The sequence below is a fragment of the Burkholderia sp. Ed8 genome (assembly GCF_040761425.1).
Lineage (GTDB): Bacteria > Pseudomonadota > Gammaproteobacteria > Burkholderiales > Burkholderiaceae > Burkholderia > Burkholderia seminalis.
The window spans coordinates 153,991-172,977 of sequence record NZ_CP142888.1; the positions used below are offsets into that span (position 1 = coordinate 153,991).

Genomic DNA, 18,987 nt, shown 5'->3' on the forward strand with positions numbered 1-18,987 from the left:
TCCATCATCATGAGCGAAGTCATCATGCCGAAAGCGCTCGACATGGCACTCGATGCGAAGCCGGTCGCGTGGTTCTCGCGCAATCCGTACTGGGAGAAAACGGCCAACAGGAAGGCGATCGACCCCGGCACTGGTGATCGCGTGACATTGACGATGTGGCAAACGCGCCAGGCCGGCGGCGGCCTCGTGCGCTTCGGGATCGACGCGACGAAGCTGCTTCACGATCAGGCGCTCTGGCGACGGGCACGCATCGAGGACACGGCACGCGACGCGCTCGTCGCGGCGGGCGTGCGTCAAGGCGCGGATCCACTCGAATGGTACGGGTCGGTCAAACCCGTTCCGGTCGAGCGGCTCGTCATCGAGTCGCTCGACGATACGTACCGGTGGCAGACGTTCAAATGGTAGGCGCATGCCGATGCGTATCCGCACCGGCGTGTTCGTTTTTCCGGCTTACTTCGCCATCGTTCCCGCCGCCTTCACCGTGCACTGCGCGGTGATTTTCTCGCCATCCCCGAACGTAAAGGTGAGCGGCAGCTTCGTACCGACCTTCAGCGGATGCGTCGGCTTCTCGAGCATCAGGTGATAGCCGCCCGGAGCGAACGACAGCGTGCCGCCGGCCGGTACCGTCGCTTTGTCGACCATCACCATGGTCGACGTGCTTCCGTTCGATTGTGTCTGGTGCAGCATCGCCATGCCAAAAGCATCGCTGTCGACGCCGGTCAGGTCGATCGGGTTGCCGCTGCTGTTCTTCACGTTGAAGAAGCCGCCCGATGGCAAGTTGCCCGGCATCCCGCGAATCCAGCAGTCGGAGACGGCGACTGATTGTGTAGGCGCCGCAAGAGCGACCGGTGACAATGCGGCGGCGGATAGGAAAGCGAGAACGGAAAGCGTTGTCTTCGGGAATTTCATTGTCGATCCTTGATCATGAATGGTTGGATAACGCAGGGGCTCGGCCCTTGCTTTGCTCCGTGGGAGAACGTTCCGTCAGGACGGACCGGCCGTCGGCGCCGTATGACCCAGTAACGCTGCAAGCGCCAGGAGTGCGACCATGACGACGGCCTCGACGGCAAGCGCCATGTCGAAGCGGTGTTGCGCGGCCGGATAACCCGTATCGTGCCGTTCGGCACGCAAGCGCAGATCTGGCAATACGACCAGGCGGTTCCAGCCGCCGAGCAACGCCGCGAATGCGACGCACGTGAGCTTCGCCGCGAGCACGCGGCCCCAGGCTATGTCAAACAGCGCCGCGCCGGCTTGCGCCGTATCCTGTAGCACGTTGTAGAGCCCCGTGACGAGCACGATAGCGAATGCACCAGTCGCGAGATGGGAGAGCGCGGAGCAGAACGCAGCCGTCTGCTGCACCGGAATGCTCGCGGCTCCGGTACGCCCGAGGCACCGCAACAGGGCCGTGGCGGCGATCACGCCACCGGCCCACGTCGCTGTCGCGAGTACGTGCGTCAGGTGCACCGCTTCGCGCCACGAGAAGTCGCCGCCATCGGCCGAGTGACCCATGGCCGCCTTGCCAGCGGCCCAGAGCACGATGCCCACGGCGCACGGCGCGGCGTCGCGGCCCCGCGCGAGGATGCCCACCGCGACGAGTAGCGCGCCTGAACATCCGATAGACCAGGCGATACCGAAATGCGATTCCGTGAGCACAGTCACGACAGTAGGCCCGGCGTCGCCGAGCGGCGAGCCGCTCATCACGGCGGCCTGCAGCCACAGATAGCCGAACGCCGTCAGCGCAAGCGCGAGGCCGAGCACGGCGCGCACGAGGCGCAGCGCCCGCTGGTCGAACAATCCGATGCGCCGGTCGATCGAGCCGCACGCGAGCAAGCCCACCGCCGTGGCGAACAGTAGGTCCTGAACGGCGGCCAAGGCGATCTGCGCGTCGACAAGCACGTCCACGGCTACTTCACCGTAAACGTCTAGTGCCCCTGCGTCCGGTGGCCGTCGAGCGCGACTGCCACCCACGCGACCGCGTAGACGCCCGGCGTCAGTTGATTCAGCGCGACGGACATGTGCTTCTTGTTCGCCGCGTCGACTTCGGCCTTGCCGTTCGTGACGGCGTGCCCCTGCGCATCGGTGATGGCGATCGAGCTGAACGCGGGTTCGAGCGCGTCGTCGAAATCGATCGCGACCGTCTTCGGCGAGCCGGTCACGATTTCGCCCGCGGACGGCTCCTGATGCGTCGGATACGCATGCGCGTGAGCAAGTTGCGCGGCGGCGAGCAGCAGCGCGCCTGCCGCCGCGCGCATCGTGGTCGAAAGATTCACGCGGTTTCTCCGTGGATCAGAACAGCGGCTTGCCAAGCGGGCTGGGGAACAGGTCGTCGAAATACAGATGCGCGTCGAAGATCACGCCGACATGGTTGCCCGATGCCCGATTAACGGGAATCTGCGCCTCGACGCCGAATTGTCCGTAGCGGTTGAGCCACAGTACGCCCGGGTTGATCGTCCCGGTCGTCTGGCCTGAACACGCACCCGCCGTGCATGTGCTCATCGGCGCCTCGACGACGAACACCATGTTGCTGAGCGGCTGCGGCAGGCCGAGGTTCTTCACCTGCTGCTGCAGGTACGGGATGCTGTATTGCAGCGTCAAGCCCCAGCCGAACGAGTTCGGCCCCTGGTCGGACGACGCTGTGGTCAGGTTCGGCCCGAGTTCGGCCGTCAGCGCGAGCGGGCGCAGATAGCCGAGCGACGCGGGCAGATCGCCGAAGCCCTTGCCGAGGTAGACGGTCGGCGTAAATGTCGAGTACGCGTTCGCGATCGATTTCGCGCCGGTGCCGCCGATCTCGGTTTCCAGGCCGACGGACGCCATAAATTCGTGTGCGGCGTTCGTGTAGACGAGGTACTTCACGCCGAGCGTGACGTTATCCCAGCCCTTCGCGGAACCGCCGTTCGGATCGCTCTGCTCCACGTACTGGCTAGCGACGCTGAACGCGAGGTTCTTGGTGATCAGCTTGTCCCACTCGTACGACACGGTATTGACGTTCATGTTGTCGCCGTTGTCGTCCGGCGACTTGATATGGCCGAACTGCATGTCGAACTCGTCGCCGACACCGGGGTCGTCCACTGTCATCGTGGCAGGAAAGACGCGGTCGCCGACCACGGCGTGCGCATTGGCGAAAGACGCATGGGAAAGGCCGGCGCAGGTGGCCAGCAGCGCGGCGCATCCGCGAAGCGCGCGCCGTTCGGTATTACGAGGCATGTCGTGTGTTCTCCGGTTGTCGTTCGATATCGTCGCGCGTACGCGCGACGACTCGCCACCTCGCGCTTCGCGGGCGGCAATTTTTCAGGCAGAAAAATCAGACGAAATCAGGAGAATGCGGGCGGCGCACGAGATTGCGCGACCGTGTGGACGAGGCTGATGCGAGCCGGATTCGAGGCCGATACGACCGGCCTCTGCGAACCGGGACGCAGAGTGGCAAGCACGACGGCGTACCCCGGCAACGCAGTCGCGTGAGCGAAGAAACTGCAATAGGGGCAAGCCTGCCAGTGCGTCTTTGCCGCGTGCGACGGCTTGCCGTCATGTGCGGCCGACACTTCGTCGACGCTTGCGGTGCAATAGACGGTCAGTGCGTCGACGAGCTGGTGACGCGACATCATCATCTGCGAAACCGCAGGGGCGAGCGCCATCATCAGGATTGCAATCAATCCGATCAGGCTGCCGGGTTTGCGGAAACGGGCGACGTACATGACGCGCAGAGACGATGACATGGGACGTGACGGATGACGATTATGCCATGCTGGAAAAGGATCAAGCTGCCGAAATATTTCAGTAAACGAATGCGATATTTCGGAATGTAATGTGAAAGAAATCGGCTCGAGCACCATCACGAACGGAATCGACTTTTCGGTTTTCGCACGGTATAAGCAGAGATGATTTCTCTTGAAGCAGACACAACGGGAAACCGGTGAGATTCCGGTACGGTCGCGCCACTGTGTCGAGACGGCGTTTGCAATCGCAGTCGATCCCGAAGCCAGACCCCGTTGTGCACCTGCCCTTTCACCATTCGGAACGCGTGCTTTCCGGGAGACTCTCGATGCTTGACCGATTCAATCAGATTTTCAACGACTCGAACGCTAGTGTGCGGCGGAAGTTGCTGGGCATTTATGGCGTGCTGATCGCCATCAACGTGTTTGCATGGGGATGGGCGCTGGTGGCGTTCCATGCCTATCCGGTCCTGCTCGGCACCGCGATGCTCGCATACGGCTTTGGACTCCGGCACGCGGTTGACGCCGACCATATCGCCGCGATCGACAATGTCACGCGCAAGCTAATGCAGGAAAAAAAGCGCCCGGTCGCGGTAGGGTTCTTCTTCTCGCTTGGCCATTCGACGGTCGTCGTACTCGTATCGATCGCGGTTGCACTCGCAACCACGGCTATACAGAGCCGCTTCGACAATTTCAAGGCGATCGGCGGCATCATCGGCACGGCCGTCTCGGCGTTTTTCTTGTTTGCACTCGCGCTGATGAACCTCATGATCCTGCGCGGCATCTACCGCGCCTGGCGTCACGTCCGCAGTGGCGGCGCATACGTTGACGACGATTTCGACATGCTCCTCGCCGATCGAGGCTTTCTCGCGCGGTTGTTCCGCCCTCTGTTCCGGCTGGTGACGCGGAGCTGGCACTTGTATCCGATCGGTTTCCTGTTCGGCCTCGGCTTTGATACGGCGACCGAAATCAGCCTGCTCGGTATCGCCGCGACACAGGCGGCTAAGGGCTTGTCTCCGTGGGCCATCATGGTCTTTCCGGTACTGTTCAGCGCAGGCATGTCGCTCGTCGATACGCTCGACGGCCACCTGATGCTCGGCGCTTACGGCTGGGCTTACCAGAAGCCGCTGCGCAAGATCTACTACAACATGGCGATCACGCTGGTGTCGATCGTTGTTGCGCTGGTGATCGGCGGCATCGAGGCGCTCGGCCTACTCGCCGATCAGCTTGACCTGAAGGGCGCGCCGTGGGACGCGATCGGCACGCTCAACGATAACTTCGGCATGCTCGGTTACATCATCATCGCCATCTTCGCAGTAAGCTGGATCGCGTCGATCGTGATCTATCGAGTAAAACGTTTTGACGAAACGTTGTTGAACACACGCATGTGATCTGACGACGGTCGCGGGCGGATATTGTCCGCCCTGACTCGACACGTTTCTTGTAGCGCTCCGACAAGCCGCCCGACATCCACCATCGGACACCTGGACAGTCGGGCCGGTGTATTTCGGATCGCTTGTGAAGCGACTACAATATGGGCGCCATGATCCGCCTACGTCGACTGCTTGCGCAGCGTTTGACGAATCCCGCCGTTGCCTCGTTGCTACTGCTGGTCGTCGCGTTCCGCCTGCTACTCCCGCCCGGTCTGATGCTCTCCCCGAGCACCAGTGCGAACCTTGGCGATCTCGTGATCTGTAGCGGCCACGGAGCGCTGTTCGACGACACCGTGGCAATGCGTGCCGCCCCTGCGACAACGGTGGCAGTGTCCGACCTGACCAACGCGCTCGGGAGTGCCGATTCGCACGCGGACCACTCGCATTCTGGCGATATCTGCCCTTTCAGCGCGACGCTCGCCATGAGCATCGCCGTCACCGTGCTCGTCACCGCATACTGGCTGCAAAGTATCGCCAGCACGCGGGCCCCACGCCCGGCTGACGACGCCGGTCCTGCCGTCACGCCGACGTACGGCCCGTTCGGCGCTCGTGCACCGCCCCTCACTGCGCTTTCCTAGTCGAATCATTCGATCCGTGAACGTTCTGCAATGTCGCGCATTCGCGCGACGTTTCAGTTCGTCCATCCAAATCACCTCGCGCGACCAACAAGGCGCGAGTCGATTTGCCGTTCCTCCTCGCTCGTCAACTTGCGTCGCTCGTGATTGCGCGGGAGGTTCACATGTGCATGGCAATCGACATCCCAGCGACTTCCAGCTACATGTCGGCAATCGCCAGAGCACGCGCACACGTTCCTATCATGCTAGATCTGAAATTGGTCACGACCGCCTCGCTAGCAGCTTTCTCGCTCGCGGGGCATGCACAATCCATCGCCTCGAATTCATCGCCATTGCCCCAACAGCCAATACCCGCTGTTGTCGATGGCGGTCGAAATCCGCGCTTTTCCGGCGGCGTCATAGAGTTACCTGCGATCAGCGTCACAAGCCATCGTTACCGCTTCACAACGACGGATACGGCACTCGACAGCGAATCCGCAACGCGCACCGATACGCCCCTGATCAACGTGCCGCAATCGGTGCAGGTGGTGCCGCGAAAACTGATCGAGGAACAGGACGCCCGCACGCTGGCCGACGCACTTGCGAACGTGTCGGGCGTGATGCCGAGCCAACCTGCGGAAGATGGTCTGATCGCAAATATCGTGCGCGGCTTTCCCGCCGAGATCTACCTTGACGGTTTGCCGATGTACGGCATGAGCGCCGCTAACAGCCCCGCGAGCCTCGTCGGCATCCAGCAGATCGATGTACTCAAAGGGCCATCGTCGACTTTGTATGGTGGCGGACTTGGCTCCCCGTTGGGCGGCCTGATCGATATCCAGTCGGAACTACCGCAGGCCAAGCGCAGCGGTTACGTGGCAATGCGCTCGGGAAGTTATGGCACTGTCGATCCGTATTTCGACCTGACGGGCGCGCTGACGTCTTCAATCGACGCGCGCATCGCCGGCGAGTACGAGCACGCAGGAAGCTGGATCGATCAGGTCAAGAGCGACAAGTGGTCGATCAAGCCGAGCGTGCTCTTCAAGCTCGACCCGCGCACCAGCCTGCTCATACAAGGGCAGTTTAACCACAGCAGCCAGCTGGAATACTCGGGCTTGCCGGCGTCGCAGGCTTTGGCAGGTCAACTCTATCGGTACGCGTTTCCAGGTGCGCCGATCGGGCAGCAGCGAACCTCATTCGACAGTCAACTCGCAACGATTCAGCTTCAACACGAGTTCAATGACAACCTGAAGCTGAGTGTTAGCGGACGCTATTACCACAACAGCATTCCCGAATACGGCAGCTTCGTCTACCCGAGCCTTTACGCGCCCGATCCGGCCACACCGACCGTATACCCGATCCTGCCGAGCAACATGCAGACGAGCACCAGCGAAGCGACCTTCGATGCCAATCTGCAGACGAAGGTCAATGCGTTGGGCGGGCGCCATGAACTGCTCGTCGGCATCAACTACGACCACACAGATTTTTCGTCGGACATGGGCTTCACGGGCGTGCCGGTCGGCTCGCAGAATCTCGCACAACCTGCCTATGATCTCGCATTCGGCGCACTCGCCCCGCTCACGTTGACGCAGACCGACCGCTATCAGACGATCGCCGCCTATGTGCAGGATCAGGCTACCTACGGCCGGTTTCATCTGACCGGTTCGCTGCGCTTCACGCAACTCAGATTTCACGAGGCGGAACAGGGCACCAACGATACCTACCATCACGTCTCGCCGCGCATCGGCGCGAGTTTCGATCTGACGCAGGGCGTAGCCGTCTACGCCGCGTATTCGATGGCCTTTCGCGCTGCATTCGGCTACGTCGGGCTCGGTTCACCGAAACCGGAAACCTCCCGCAACGTCGAGGCCGGGCTGAAACTGGCGCGGACTGACATCGGCCTGTCCGGCACGCTCGCCTTGTTCCAGCAGACCCGGGAAAATATCGCCACTCCCGACCCGAACAATCCCCTCTACTCGATTCAGGCGGGCCAGCAGCGCGCACGCGGATTCGAGACCGACCTGGTATGGGAACCCACGTCTGCGTTTTCAATGCTGATGACCTACGCCTACACGCGCGCCACGGTGACCGAAGACAATGCGATCCCGGTCGGTGACACGCTTGCGCGCGTGCCGAAGCAGAGCGGGCGTATCGCGCTGCGTTATCGCTACCTGAACACTACCGCGCGTGGCCTGTCGTTCGGTGCCGGCATAACCGCATTCGGCGCCCGCGAGGTGACGTTGCCGAACACGGTCTCCGTACCCGGCTACGCATTGTTCGACGCACAAGCGGAATATAGCTTCGGGCGCTATACGATCGGCGTGTCGGCTGTGAACCTGGCCAACCGTCATGTGTACGCGCCCTACGAATATCTCTCCTTCCCGGTAGTCATGCCGGTTCAACCGCGTTCCGTCTACCTGACACTTAAGGCAAGCATCTGAGGAAACCGACATGACAGACATTAACCGCCGGAATATCGTGCTCATGACGCTGCTCGCGCCATTCGCAATGGATGCCGCCGCCCAGTCTCCGCAATCCGAGCATACGATGACGATGCCCGACATGGGCCCCGAGATGAACAAGGTGCACTGGGAGGGCAACGAACAGATCGCCATGCTGATGTACCCGGGCATGACCGTGATGGACTTGATCGGCCCGCAAAGCATGTTCGGCGCGCTGATGGGCGCGAAGATCCATCTCGTGGCGAAGACGCTCGAACCCGTGACGAGCGATGCTGGTGTGACGATCGTGCCGACAGCGACCTTCGACACCTGCCCGCGCGACCTGACCGTGCTGTTTGCGCCCGGGGGCACCGACGGCACCCTGGCTGCGGCCAGCGATCCGGCCACGCTCGCCTTCATGCGCGATCGCGGTGCGCGTGCGAAATACGTGACGAGCGTCTGTTCGGGATCGTTGATCCTCGGTGCGGCCGGATTGCTGAAGGGGTATAAGGCGACCTCGCATTGGTCGGTGCGCCATGTGCTGGCCGAATACGGCGCGATCCCGACCGAAGCGCGCGTGGTGCGCGACCGCAATCGAGTGACGGGCGCGGGTGTGACGGCCGGGCTGGATTTTGGGCTGATGATGCTGGCCGAGATGCGTGACCGAACGTATGCCGAATGTACGCAGTTGGTCAGTGAATATGATCCAGAGCCGCCTTTCAACGCCGGCTCGCTGAAAACCGCGCCACCGGCCGTTGTGAAGGCAATGGAGGACTTGTTGGCCGGCTTCACGAAGCAGGCCGAGACGCTCGCCGCGGCTAAAGCTCATCCACTGCGCACCATACGAAAGCTTGACGAGTAAATCGACGAACAGGGTCGCAAACTGTGCGGGCCGTGAACATCGTAGATGTACCGTCTCGCGTGGGCCTTATGCCGAGCTCGGCATAAGGCTCACGTGAGACGGTACTTCGTCAAAGCGGAAGACAGCGTACCGAAGGCGGCCCGAACGCCCGATCTGCTTGCGACGCGCTTCATCAAGCTGATCGGCAGGTTGTTCGCCGCCGAAGCACGAAGTGAGACGTGGACGGCCGAACGACGACAGCGATTGCGACGACGATACTGCGCGCGTGTGCTCGGCGCGATCCACGCGCTGATGCTCGACCAGTCGTCCGGCGTCTTACCGAAGAGCTTGCTCGGCAAGGGACTGACCTACCTGCGCGCGCAATGGCCAAAGCTCATCCGCTACGTCGAGAGCGGCGACTGGCCCATCTCGAACAATCCCTGCGAAAACGCGATTCGTCCGTTCTGCGTCGGGCGTCGCGGGTGGCTGTTCTCGGACACCGTCGACGGCGCGAACGCGAGCGCCAACTTGTACTCTCTCGTCGAAACCTGCAAGGCCGGCGGTATCGATCCGTATCGCTATCTCACCTGGCTGTTCCAGCGTCTCCCGCTGGCGAAGACCGTCGACGACTACGACGCGCTGCTTCCCTGGAAAATGCCGGCCGATCTCCGCTGACCCGCATCGCTACCACACCTCACGCGTTCTGCCACCTTACTCTGATGGGCGTCGTTCGTGGATCGCTTACGACAAACCCGCGGAGTTGCTCATTCCCGCGCTCAACGACCACGGATGATGCGTAGAGGGTTGCTCATCCCCCATCAGGTGCATCTGAAGCGTCTGACGCTTCTTGTCATGCGAGAGTTCCAGTCATCAACCCACCGCTACCACGCATCTTTTATGTCTCACTGTGACGCAACTTGGCTGATGGATTCGGCTTCTGCCGCGTGGAATCGAGAGGACACCATTGAACATCTGGCACATGACTATTGCCGCGGGAATCTGCGTGCTCCTCATCGCGTGCTCTCGTCGCGAGGGTGTATTGGGGCAATCTCCCGTGTTCTCGGCAAAGTCCAACATATCCGCGCCAGAAGTCGCGGATTGCGTCGCTCGTCGGTGGAAACAGAGCACGCGGCAGTTGCATCTCGGCGAGCGCGCCGGAACGATTACGTTGCGCGCCGAATCGTACTTCAGAGGTGTGCCAGTCGGACTTCGTATCATGCCGGCCGGGCATCATTCACGCGTCGAGTATTTCCGTCTGCGCCGTGCCGACGGACTCTACTTGTCGATGGTGCGCGGCTGTCTCCATTCCCACGTGATCCATGGTGCGGCAGGCACGCCGGTCGACCCGCAATCATGAGCACGCAAAACCTGGCCGCGCAGATCCGCCGATGTTGGCGAAGGTCACTCGTCAACGCACAGACCACAACACGCGACCATCATCGTCATCCCGCAGGATAATGGCGCCGATACATCACTGCTCGCAAATACTCGGGCAGCGGTTTTGTCTCAGGATAGACGGGCGCGTCACTGCAATTCCGACGGTTTCAGCATGACGCTCACCACGTGAGTACGCCAGACTTTGCACTTCGCGGTCACGGGGATCCACGCGCCACGAGGCCGCAGCCGCGCTGAAGCACGAACCGTCACCGTTGAATCGGCCAGCGGCTCGTTGCTGGACTGATCCTCCATCCCGCGAAAAGCACGAACCTCGGCTCTCTGTAACCGGACGTCAGGCGCGAGAAACATGTCGTACTTCGCCGACGTTCGAATCCATCGGTCGATTTCCGCGACGCAATGGATGACGACCGGACGAACGTGCATACGTGCCAGGTAGCGGTAATCCTGGGGAATCGTCTCTTCGGCGCGCAAGCGTGCGACAGACACACAGCAGCAGCAACGAGGCAAGAAAAATCAGGAGGCCCTTCATGAGTCGAGACAAACACAGTTAATGATCTTCGACGCCCTGGAACAATGCCCCGGAAAGTCATCGGTGGTCAGCGGGAAAATAGCCTGTCGACAACGCTTCATAGAGCGGTGGAGCAAAGAATCGCGACACGCGGCTGGCGATCAGCGCCGTGGCCATCAACGAGATGACCAGTGCGTGGCCATTGATCATCTCGATGACGATCACGAACGCGGTGATCGGGCTCTGCGTGACTGCCGCCAGATAGCCGACCATCCCGAGCGCGATCAGCATCTGCAACTGCATGCCCGAGAACAAGGTATGCAGCGTGTTGCCGATCCCGGCACCGATCGCGAGCGACGGTGCAAACAACCCGCCCGGTGCGCCGGGCAGGTACGAGCCGATCATCGAAACCATCTTGAACACCGGGTACAGCACGCTCACGTTCGTGTGGCTTTCGAGCATGCTCCGGGCTTCCGCGTATCCGCTGCCGAACGTATGGCCGTGCGTCGCCACGCCGACGACCGCGACGACCAGCCCGCACGCTGCGCCGAACAGCACGGGCTGGCCAGCACGAAAATCCTGAAGCCGCCGCGGCATCCAGCGCCGCGTGTTGAGCAACAACCAGCAGAAGATTCCGCCCATGACGCCCGCGATCACACCGATGAGGACGACCGCAAGCGCCAGCGACTGAGGCAGGTGCGCCCCTACGTCGATCGTGCCGAAATAAACGTAGTTACCCTGAATGCCGAGCGACACGATACCGGCGAAGATGATCGCCGTGATTAGCACGCCACTCGTCCGTTGTTCGAAACTGTGCGTGAGTTCCTCGATCGCGAACACGACACCGGCGAGCGGTGCATTGAACGCGGCGGAAAGGCCTGCCGCCGCGCCCGCGAGGGCCAGCCGGTGCTCGAGCACGCCCGGGCGAATCGCACGAAACCGCTGAGGATAAAACTGCCGCAGATTGAACATGAGTGCGGCCCCGACGTGAATCGTCGGGCCTTCGCGGCCGATCGTGAACCCGCCGAGAATGGCCAGGAACGAGACGAGTATCTTCCCGATCAGGATCCGGATCTTGAGCAGCCGCGCACCCGTGTTGCCCGGTGCATGCAGCATGGCAATCACCTGTGGAATGCCGCTTCCCTCCGCACCATCGAAGAATCTCCGCGTCAGCCAGACCGTCAGCGCGCCGATCAGCGGCGTGACGACCAGCGGCAACCATGCATGTTCGGCGGCATAACCCAGAAACACCGCGTAGCCGAAATCGATCAGCTTCGCGTAAAGCACCGCGACGAGGCCGACAGCAACCGCACCCAGCCAGAACACGCCATAGTGAAGCCACAGACGCCGCGCATGCAGCAACGCGCGTCGATCTGCGAGCGCGGAAATGCGGATCATCGGTCTCCCCCTACCCACTCGTCAGTCTTGTTCATTTTCAAACGCTGTCCGGATCGTTCAGGTTCGCCGCGGTGGCGGCGTCATTCCGAATGCGATCGCCAACCATACTGCGACCATGCCGGCACACATCAGAAACACCATGTTCGGGCCGCCTTGCTCGAGCAGCCAGCCGCCCACGATGCCGCCGAGCGCGAGCCCGATCGACTGCGTGGTGTTGTAAACACCCGTGGCCGCGCCCTTGCGCGAACCCGGCGCGAGCTTTGACACCAGCGACGGCAGCGACGCTTCCAGGATGTTGAACCCAAGGAAGTAGACGAAAAGAATCGCCGCCACAATCAGGATGGTATGCGGTGCGCTGCCGAGCAACAATTGACCGATCAGGATAGCCAGAATGCCGCCGAGCAGCACCGGCTTCATCTTGCCCCGTTTTTCCGCGACGATGATCGCCGGGACCATCATCACGAACGCGAGCCCCATCACCGGCAGGTAGACCTTCCAGTGCGCGGCGACCGGCAGCCCGCCGTCGACCAGCAGGCGCGGCACGACGAGGAACAGCGCCGTCTGCGTCGCGTGCAGCACCAGCACGCCGAAGTTCAGGCGCAGCAGCTCGACGTTGTGCAGCACCTCGGCGAACGGCGCGGGCACGTGCACGGGCTTCGCGGCATCAGGCACGATCCACAGCACGACACCGATCGCGAGGATCGACAGCACGCCGACGATCGCGAACAGCCCGCTCATCCCGACCCAGTGGAACACGATCGGCGCACCGACGATCGCGACCGCGAACGACACGCCGATCGACCCGCCGACCATCGCCATCGCCTTCGTGCGGTTCTGCTCGGAGGTCAGGTCGGCGATGAACGCGAGTACCGCGGACGACACCGCGCCCATCCCCTGGATCACGCGGCCGACGATGATCCACGTGATGTCGTGCGCGGACGCGGCGACGAAGCTGCCGATCGCGAAGATCACGAGGCCCGTGGCGATCACCGGCTTGCGGCCGAACTTGTCGGATGCCCAGCCGTAGAAGATGTAGAACAGCGACTGCGTGACGCCGTAGGCCCCGAGCGCGATACCGACGAGCAGGACGTTGTCGCCGCCCGGGATGGTTTTCGCGTAGACCGAGAACACCGGCATGATCATGAACAGGCCGAGCATGCGCAGCGCGAAGATCGCCGCGAGCGACGTGGTCGCGCGCAGTTCGGGCGCGCTCATGCGGGAAGACACGGTGGACGACTGGGACATCGTTGACGCGATTTACCGAACGGATCCAACAACGGACAAAAAAAACCCAGCTGGGGAGCCGGGTTCAAGAAGCTCGCCCCGGCCTTTCGTATCGGGACGACCGGACGTCGAGTGACGCGAGCTGAGGGAGCACATCTGAATTCACGATTTCGCGGAATTTACGCATCGTAACATGGCAACTAGTCACGATGTGACATTTCTCCTAATCTGGTTAACGTGGCTGTATTCACCCACCATGTGACCAAGAAAGTCTTTCGAATCACCCTTCAATTCATTTACAAAACACCATCGCCCGTCAAACAGGAGCAGCTCCGTTCACTGTGCTTCCGGCAGTGATGCCGCGACCCGTTCCGTTGATCTGCGACCCATGCCGTTCGATCGAACGCGCCCTTCAGGAGACCCGTGATGAAAAGCTTGATGCGATATGCGGTGCTGTTGGCCCTTGTGCTGTTCGGTGGATGCCATTCCGCGACAAAGACGTCTAGCACTGCAGGCATGATCAATCAGAGTGCCGCAAATGGTCAGGCGATCGGGACGCCGTCGACCATGGCCGACGAATTGAACAACCCCAACAGTCCGCTCGCGAAACGCAGCATCTATTTCGATTTCGACAGCTATGAAGTGAAGCCCGAGTACCAGTCGCTCCTGCAGGCGCATGCCGACTATCTGCGCCTTCATCCAGGCCGGCACGTCTTGATTCAGGGGAATACCGACGAACGTGGCACCAGTGAGTACAACCTCGCGTTGGGCGAGCGTCGGTCGCAGGCCGTGCTTCGCACACTGGAAACGCTCGGCGTACCCGATGCACAGATCGAGGCAGTCAGCTTCGGCAAGGAGAAGCCGGTTGCATTGGGCCACGACGAAGTGTCGTGGGCACAGAATCGTCGCGCGGATATCGTTTATCGATGAAGCGCCAGCGTGGCGGGAGCCCGCTCCCGCCACGCATTGACCAACAGAACGGTTCGGCACCGACATCGCGGTCACAAGCCCATGAAGTACGTCCGGACATCCATTTCGGCGGACCACGACTGCACATCGGAGAGTTCATCGAACTCGACCGGCTTCCCCCGGTAAAGACAACAATATCCATTCGCCGTTCGGTAGACGATGACCCACTCGCGGTCGTCACTCGCCTCGTCTTGCAGGTTGCCGACCAACACTTCCTTCCAGTCGTCGAGATGCAGGGCCACCGCAAGGCGCCGGCGCAGAACGGCCAGCTCAACGCTGAGTTTCATGCTGCCCCTCCTTGCCGGCATGCGCTTCGGCCCGCGTCGACGCGTGGCTGTCACCGTGCTGCTTCCCTGACCGCAGGCTGCGCTGGGCTCCGCGCCGGGTCTCGGGAAAAATCCTGATACTGCTCGCCACCGCGTCTGCGATGTGTTCCTTGGCAATGACCCCGACCACCTCCATTGCGCCCTCTTCTTCGGGCTGGGTGACGACCACTGCCATGGTCGCGCGCTTCTGGCGCAGCTTGCTGATCACATCGAATGCCGCTTCACCCGGCGCGACCACGATGAAATTGAGTTGAGCGAGCACACCGAGCGTCACCGACGGATGGTCGTGCGAGATCGCCCGGCGCAACCCCGTGTTGATGCGAAGCACCCCCTCGATCCGGCCCGATCGCGTGACGACCACGTGGCGGAACGGGGGGCCGTGCAGATTGCCCAGAATGTCGCGGAACAGTACCTCGGCGTCCTGCACGAGCACGTCCGTCTCCATCACTTGCGCCGCGTTCTGGGCGAGGAACATGTTGGCATGCAACGCGTTCGGAATCACGTGACCGCGACGCACGAGCTTGAGCGTATAAATGCTTTCGCGGCAAAGCAGACGCCGGGTCGCAAGACTGACCGCAACAGCAATGATCATGGGCAACACGATGTCGTAATCGCGGGTCATCTCGAAGATCATCGCGACCGCCGTCATCGCCGCGCCGGTTCCCCCGCCCACCATCGCCCCCATCCCGACCATCGCGAACGCAGGCGTGCTGACGGGCGCTGCGGGCAGTACGGCCTGGACGGATGCGGCGAACGCCGCGCCCAATGCGGCGCCGATGAACAGCGACGGCGAGAAGACACCACCAGAGGATCCCGAGCCCAGGCTGATCGACGTAGCGAGGGTCTTGCAGAGCGCAAGCGTGATCAGAAACAGGCAACCACCGAGCTGTCCGTATAGCAGCGCCTGAATCGTTGCATATCCCACGCCTTCTACGTAGTAATGCCCGGCGAAGCGCATCAGCAGGTAGGTCGTCACGCCGACGAGCAACATCCCCAGCGCGTGACGCGCATAGCGGCCCGGAATGCGCTCGAAGGCATCCTCCGCAAAATGAAGCCCGTGGGTCAGTAGCGCCGCACCCGCGCCCGTCAAGATGCCGAGCACGGCATACAGCAGGAGCGTCAGCACGCTGCCTGGTCGATCGGGAATCGCGCCCAACTGGGCGGGTACCAGAAACGCTGGCGCACTGCCGAAGAACAACCGTCCAACGAAAGTCGCAGTCCCGGTCGCCAGCGCGACGGGCAGAAACGTGTTGACGCTGATCTCCGGCATCATCAGCTCGGTCGCGAACAGGACACCGCCGATCGGCGTATTGAACGTCGCGGCGATCCCGGCGCCCGCGCCTGCCGCCACAAGCGTGATGCGCTGGCCGGCAGTCATCCTGACCGCTTGCCCCAGCGTCGAGCCCAACGCCGAGCCGATCTGGATGATTGGCCCCTCCCTACCGACCGCCGCGCCGGTGCCGATTGCGAACGCGGACGCCAGCGATTTCACGATCGCGACCACCGGGCGAATCACGCCGCGCTTGAAGTAGATCGCGTCCATCACCTCGGGCACGTCGTGCCCCTTCGCCTCAGGCGCAAAGGTGCAGACGAGCCACGTCACAACCAGGCCACCGACAACCGGCACGAGCATGACGAACGCCCCCCAAACGGAAGTGGGCGTGAACTCGCTCGCGTTGTACGAGGCCGAAAACCGGCCGAGGAAGAAGGCGTTGTGCACGAAACCGATCAAGCCGCGAAATGCCACGGCGCCGATTGCGGTGACGACGCCGACCACGACCCCCAGGCAACTCAGGCGATACATGTCGATCGGCAACGCGTCGTCTTCCGGTTGTGTCGAACGCTGGACGCGACCGGTTTCCACGCGAAGCGATGCGAGTTCGCCGGCCGCGCGGCCCTCTCCTCCTGTCGATCCCGATGTCATGACGCCCGCCTGTGTCGAGTGTGTCGATCCGTCAACTGGTCTCGTTCATGCGCCCCATCATCTCCGACGTCTCGCCGGCATCGAGCGCACTGCGCATGGCCAGCACGAGCACCACAACGCTCCAGGCGGCGACCAGCAGAATGTCCCAGCCGAATCTGATGACGCCCAGGCCGCCGCCGATACCGCCCATCCACGACAACAGCCACAGCCCACCGAACCACGGGAGCAACCACGCGATGTGCTTCCAGCCGAAGTCGCGCGCACTACGGCGCAACACGACATGATGGTGAAGCGCGTAGAGGACGAAGCCGATCGCCACCAGCGAGAACAGGAAGTTGTTGGTCTTGAAGCCGGTCCAGTAGATGACGAGGTTGCTGCACACGAACGCGAGCGGCGCGATCAACCCGGCCCCGCTCATGCGGAACGGCCGCTGCAGTTCCGGTACGTTACGTCGCAGGACGAGCAGCGCGATCGGCCCCAGCCCGTACGTGAGCACGGTGATCGACGTGATATAGCTCACCATCTGCTGCCACGCCGGGAACGGCATCAGGAACAGCACACCGACCGCCCACATGATCAGTACGGCAACCCAGGGAATCCTGTTGGCATTCAACCGCGTCAGCATGCGCGGGCCCGCGTCCAGCTCTCCGGCCGCGAACAGGATGCGCGAGCCGCCGGTGACGTATATCAGGCCGGTGCCCCCTGGCGACACGTAGGCATCGATGTACAGCAGCGTGGCCATCCATCCCATGCCGAGGGTCGTTGCGAGCCCTGCGAACGGCCCCATTTCGCCCTTGAAGCTGAGGTTGTTCCAACCGGCGGCAAGGTCGGCCGGCGCAAGCGCGTAGATGAACGCGACCTGCAGCAGGATGTAGATGACGGCTGCCAGAAGGACCGCGCCGATCACGGCCAGCGGAATGTTTCGATGCGGATTGGCGCTTTCGCCGCCCAGGTCGATCGCCGTTCGAAAGCCCAGATAGCTGAAGACGATGCCGGCGGCCGGCAGCGCGGTGAACATGCCGGACACATGGTAGCTGCCGGGCGCCGCGTGCATCACGCCCCAGTGCGTGCTCGCGCCCAGCAAGCCTGCAATCGTCAGAAGCGGCACGAGTATCTTCCACCACGTAATGGTCGAGTTCACGCTGAGCAGCCAGCGGATCACCATCAGGTTTAGCAATGCCATGATGCCGAGCAGGCCAGCGCATGCGACGAAGCCGACAGCCGTCAGCAAGCCTGCGCTTCCGGGCTGGATGAACCAGGGGAGATAGTTGTTCGCGTACGTGACGATCGCCTCCGCCTCGACCGCCGGAACCGGCACGTATGCCAGAAACAGGAGACCGCACCAGATACGGCCCAGCCCGACGCCATGACTCGCATGGCTCATGTGCACCAGTGCGCCGCTGCGCGGAAACATCGCCGCGAGCTCGGCGAAACACAGTGCGATCAGCATGATGATGATCGCGCCGAGCACCCAACTGCCGATGCTCAGCGGGCCGGCGATGCGCGATGCGTGATAGGCGCCGAACAACCAGCCGGAACCGACCATGCTGGTCGTGCTGGCGAACAACAGCCCGATGATTCCGGCGTCACGCCGGAGCTTGCCTTCCAGATTGAGGCTCGAGGTCGTGCTCATATGCCACTCCTTGCAAACGACCTCCCCCTGCTGCGTGTGTGTTCGTTCTCCCGCCCTGCCCGTTGTCGCGACGACCGACACATATCGGCCGTCCCGGCGAATCCGCGCACGTTGCTGTCGCGCGTTCAGTTGATATCGGTGACGTCCTGGAAAGCCCAGCCGAACGACTGAATTTCCGACTTGTGCAAGGCCGCAACCTTGCGCAAGCATTCCGCCCCTTTTTCCGTCAGATGGATCTCCGCTTGCCTCCGATCCTGCTCGCTCGTCTGGCGCCGAACCAACCCTGCTGCTTCGCAGCGTGTGATGAGCGCCACCGTGCCATGCGAGGACGCCTGCAGCCGCTCGGCAATCTCGCCGACTGTCGCCCACGAGCGGTCCGGAAACGCACAGGTGTGCAACATCAGCGTGTATTGCAACGGCGTCAGCCCCTCGGCCCGCAGGATTTCCTCCGAGAAACGCAGGAAACGCCGCAGCCGGTAGCGAAATTCGGATAGCTGCTCGAGGTCGTGTTTCGTGGCGCTTGCGCCGGCCTTTCGATTGCTTGCTGCCATCACGAACTCCGTGAACACCGGGAGTTTTCTGGAATCATGTCATCACGTGACCTAAAATATAGGCGCGCGTGACGGGTAGT

The 18,987-nt window shown here is 62.3% G+C and carries 19 protein-coding genes, 1 pseudogene and 1 riboswitch; of the genes and pseudogenes, 8 read left to right on the forward strand and 12 right to left on the reverse strand.

Features of this window, described 5'->3' with window-relative positions; translation table 11 throughout:
• The first annotated feature begins 9 nt into the window (after positions 1 to 9).
• Positions 10 to 405 carry a hypothetical protein gene (locus VXM69_RS33665; RefSeq protein ID WP_175907886.1) on the forward strand — a complete coding sequence of 132 codons (396 nt, stop codon included), beginning with the start codon at positions 10 to 12 and terminating at the stop codon, positions 403 to 405.
• A gap of 45 nt (positions 406 to 450) precedes the next feature.
• Here VXM69_RS33665 and VXM69_RS33670 read toward each other — a convergent pair whose 3' ends face one another.
• From VXM69_RS33670 to VXM69_RS33690, 5 genes are all read right to left on the reverse strand, one after another.
• A complete protein-coding gene (locus VXM69_RS33670; protein WP_175907888.1) occupies positions 451 to 909 on the reverse strand; it encodes a copper chaperone PCu(A)C in 459 nt (152 codons plus the stop codon).
• A 75-nt stretch (positions 910 to 984) separates the two neighbouring features.
• On the reverse strand, positions 985 to 1,902 hold the full coding sequence (locus VXM69_RS33675) for a CopD family protein (protein ID WP_175907890.1): 918 nt from the start codon (positions 1,900 to 1,902) through the stop codon (positions 985 to 987).
• Positions 1,903 to 1,922: 20 nt separating this feature from the next.
• Entirely contained in the window at positions 1,923 to 2,252 is a 330-nt protein-coding gene (locus VXM69_RS33680) for a copper resistance protein CopC (RefSeq protein ID WP_367190430.1), read from the reverse strand.
• 34 nt (positions 2,253 to 2,286) lie between these two features.
• A complete protein-coding gene (locus tag VXM69_RS33685; protein WP_175907892.1) occupies positions 2,287 to 3,204 on the reverse strand; it encodes a transporter in 918 nt (305 codons plus the stop codon).
• A 107-nt stretch (positions 3,205 to 3,311) separates the two neighbouring features.
• Complete coding sequence (locus VXM69_RS33690; RefSeq protein ID WP_244135779.1) at positions 3,312 to 3,830, reverse strand: DUF2946 domain-containing protein; 519 nt, start codon at positions 3,828 to 3,830, stop codon at positions 3,312 to 3,314.
• A 29-nt stretch (positions 3,831 to 3,859) separates the two neighbouring features.
• Positions 3,860 to 4,003: riboswitch (cobalamin riboswitch) on the forward strand.
• A gap of 36 nt (positions 4,004 to 4,039) precedes the next feature.
• Between VXM69_RS33690 and VXM69_RS33695 the strand changes: the two genes are divergently transcribed.
• The 6 genes and pseudogenes from VXM69_RS33695 to VXM69_RS33720 all read left to right on the forward strand — a co-directional run bounded on the left by VXM69_RS33695 (position 4,040) and on the right by VXM69_RS33720 (position 10,333).
• Positions 4,040 to 5,101: a HoxN/HupN/NixA family nickel/cobalt transporter gene (locus VXM69_RS33695; RefSeq protein ID WP_175907896.1), complete on the forward strand. Its 1,062-nt coding sequence runs from the start codon at positions 4,040 to 4,042 to the stop codon at positions 5,099 to 5,101.
• A 143-nt stretch (positions 5,102 to 5,244) separates the two neighbouring features.
• Positions 5,245 to 5,721, forward strand: coding sequence for a DUF2946 family protein (locus tag VXM69_RS33700; RefSeq protein ID WP_175907249.1), 477 nt, complete (start codon positions 5,245 to 5,247; stop codon positions 5,719 to 5,721).
• Positions 5,722 to 5,888: 167 nt separating this feature from the next.
• A complete protein-coding gene (locus VXM69_RS33705) occupies positions 5,889 to 8,135 on the forward strand; it encodes a TonB-dependent siderophore receptor (protein WP_367190392.1) in 2,247 nt (748 codons plus the stop codon).
• Between the two features lie 10 nt (positions 8,136 to 8,145).
• On the forward strand, positions 8,146 to 8,997 hold the full coding sequence (locus VXM69_RS33710) for a DJ-1/PfpI family protein (RefSeq protein WP_175907352.1): 852 nt from the start codon (positions 8,146 to 8,148) through the stop codon (positions 8,995 to 8,997).
• A 90-nt stretch (positions 8,998 to 9,087) separates the two neighbouring features.
• Positions 9,088 to 9,651: pseudogene (locus tag VXM69_RS33715) on the forward strand (transposase); the annotation flags it as partial.
• Positions 9,652 to 9,940: 289 nt separating this feature from the next.
• Positions 9,941 to 10,333 (forward strand): hypothetical protein, encoded by a 393-nt coding sequence (locus VXM69_RS33720; RefSeq protein WP_175907354.1) that lies wholly within the window; start codon positions 9,941 to 9,943, stop codon positions 10,331 to 10,333.
• A 167-nt stretch (positions 10,334 to 10,500) separates the two neighbouring features.
• Here the strand turns inward: VXM69_RS33720 and VXM69_RS33725 are convergent, their stop codons facing one another.
• The 3 genes from VXM69_RS33725 to VXM69_RS33735 all read right to left on the reverse strand — a co-directional run bounded on the left by VXM69_RS33725 (position 10,501) and on the right by VXM69_RS33735 (position 13,525).
• The gene (locus VXM69_RS33725; protein ID WP_244135752.1) at positions 10,501 to 10,860 is read right to left on the reverse strand and encodes a hypothetical protein; all 360 of its coding nucleotides are present in this window, start codon (positions 10,858 to 10,860) and stop codon (positions 10,501 to 10,503) included.
• A gap of 100 nt (positions 10,861 to 10,960) precedes the next feature.
• Complete coding sequence (locus tag VXM69_RS33730; protein WP_175907358.1) at positions 10,961 to 12,280, reverse strand: chloride channel protein; 1,320 nt, start codon at positions 12,278 to 12,280, stop codon at positions 10,961 to 10,963.
• Positions 12,281 to 12,337: 57 nt separating this feature from the next.
• A complete protein-coding gene (locus VXM69_RS33735; protein WP_341773968.1) occupies positions 12,338 to 13,525 on the reverse strand; it encodes an MFS transporter in 1,188 nt (395 codons plus the stop codon).
• 405 nt (positions 13,526 to 13,930) lie between these two features.
• On the opposite strand from VXM69_RS33735, the gene pal reads away from it, so the two are divergent.
• Positions 13,931 to 14,434: a peptidoglycan-associated lipoprotein Pal gene (gene pal, locus VXM69_RS33740; protein WP_175907360.1), complete on the forward strand. Its 504-nt coding sequence runs from the start codon at positions 13,931 to 13,933 to the stop codon at positions 14,432 to 14,434.
• Positions 14,435 to 14,505: 71 nt separating this feature from the next.
• Here pal and VXM69_RS33745 read toward each other — a convergent pair whose 3' ends face one another.
• The 4 genes from VXM69_RS33745 to VXM69_RS33760 form a co-directional block, all read right to left on the reverse strand.
• Positions 14,506 to 14,760 carry a hypothetical protein gene (locus VXM69_RS33745; protein ID WP_175835920.1) on the reverse strand — a complete coding sequence of 85 codons (255 nt, stop codon included), beginning with the start codon at positions 14,758 to 14,760 and terminating at the stop codon, positions 14,506 to 14,508.
• A complete protein-coding gene (locus VXM69_RS33750) occupies positions 14,744 to 16,603 on the reverse strand; it encodes a chloride channel protein (protein WP_367190426.1) in 1,860 nt (619 codons plus the stop codon). The genes VXM69_RS33745 and VXM69_RS33750 overlap by 17 nt, the downstream gene beginning before the upstream one ends.
• Positions 16,604 to 16,754: 151 nt before the next feature.
• Positions 16,755 to 18,356: an APC family permease gene (locus VXM69_RS33755; protein ID WP_175907364.1), complete on the reverse strand. Its 1,602-nt coding sequence runs from the start codon at positions 18,354 to 18,356 to the stop codon at positions 16,755 to 16,757.
• Between the two features lie 125 nt (positions 18,357 to 18,481).
• The gene (locus tag VXM69_RS33760; RefSeq protein ID WP_175907366.1) at positions 18,482 to 18,907 is read right to left on the reverse strand and encodes a MarR family transcriptional regulator; all 426 of its coding nucleotides are present in this window, start codon (positions 18,905 to 18,907) and stop codon (positions 18,482 to 18,484) included.
• Between the last annotated feature and the right edge of the window lie 80 nt (positions 18,908 to 18,987).

Bases quoted from the DNA above. Each gene is read 5' to 3' on its own strand.
- VXM69_RS33665 (WP_175907886.1), top strand. From the start codon at position 10: ATGAGCGAAGTCATCATGCCGAAAGCGCTCGACATGGCACTCGATGCG.
- VXM69_RS33670 (WP_175907888.1), bottom strand. From the start codon at position 909: ATGAAATTCCCGAAGACAACGCTTTCCGTTCTCGCTTTCCTATCCGCC.
- VXM69_RS33680 (WP_367190430.1), bottom strand. From the start codon at position 2,252: ATGCGCGCGGCGGCAGGCGCGCTGCTGCTCGCCGCCGCGCAACTTGCT.
- VXM69_RS33685 (WP_175907892.1), bottom strand. From the start codon at position 3,204: ATGCCTCGTAATACCGAACGGCGCGCGCTTCGCGGATGCGCCGCGCTG.
- VXM69_RS33690 (WP_244135779.1), bottom strand. From the start codon at position 3,830: ATGGTGCTCGAGCCGATTTCTTTCACATTACATTCCGAAATATCGCAT.
- VXM69_RS33695 (WP_175907896.1), top strand. From the start codon at position 4,040: ATGCTTGACCGATTCAATCAGATTTTCAACGACTCGAACGCTAGTGTG.
- VXM69_RS33700 (WP_175907249.1), top strand. From the start codon at position 5,245: ATGGGCGCCATGATCCGCCTACGTCGACTGCTTGCGCAGCGTTTGACG.
- VXM69_RS33705 (WP_367190392.1), top strand. From the start codon at position 5,889: ATGGCAATCGACATCCCAGCGACTTCCAGCTACATGTCGGCAATCGCC.
- VXM69_RS33710 (WP_175907352.1), top strand. From the start codon at position 8,146: ATGACAGACATTAACCGCCGGAATATCGTGCTCATGACGCTGCTCGCG.
- VXM69_RS33730 (WP_175907358.1), bottom strand. From the start codon at position 12,280: ATGATCCGCATTTCCGCGCTCGCAGATCGACGCGCGTTGCTGCATGCG.
- VXM69_RS33735 (WP_341773968.1), bottom strand. From the start codon at position 13,525: ATGTCCCAGTCGTCCACCGTGTCTTCCCGCATGAGCGCGCCCGAACTG.
- pal (WP_175907360.1), top strand. From the start codon at position 13,931: ATGAAAAGCTTGATGCGATATGCGGTGCTGTTGGCCCTTGTGCTGTTC.
- VXM69_RS33745 (WP_175835920.1), bottom strand. From the start codon at position 14,760: ATGAAACTCAGCGTTGAGCTGGCCGTTCTGCGCCGGCGCCTTGCGGTG.
- VXM69_RS33750 (WP_367190426.1), bottom strand. From the start codon at position 16,603: ATGTATCGCCTGAGTTGCCTGGGGGTCGTGGTCGGCGTCGTCACCGCA.
- VXM69_RS33755 (WP_175907364.1), bottom strand. From the start codon at position 18,356: ATGAGCACGACCTCGAGCCTCAATCTGGAAGGCAAGCTCCGGCGTGAC.
- VXM69_RS33760 (WP_175907366.1), bottom strand. From the start codon at position 18,907: ATGGCAGCAAGCAATCGAAAGGCCGGCGCAAGCGCCACGAAACACGAC.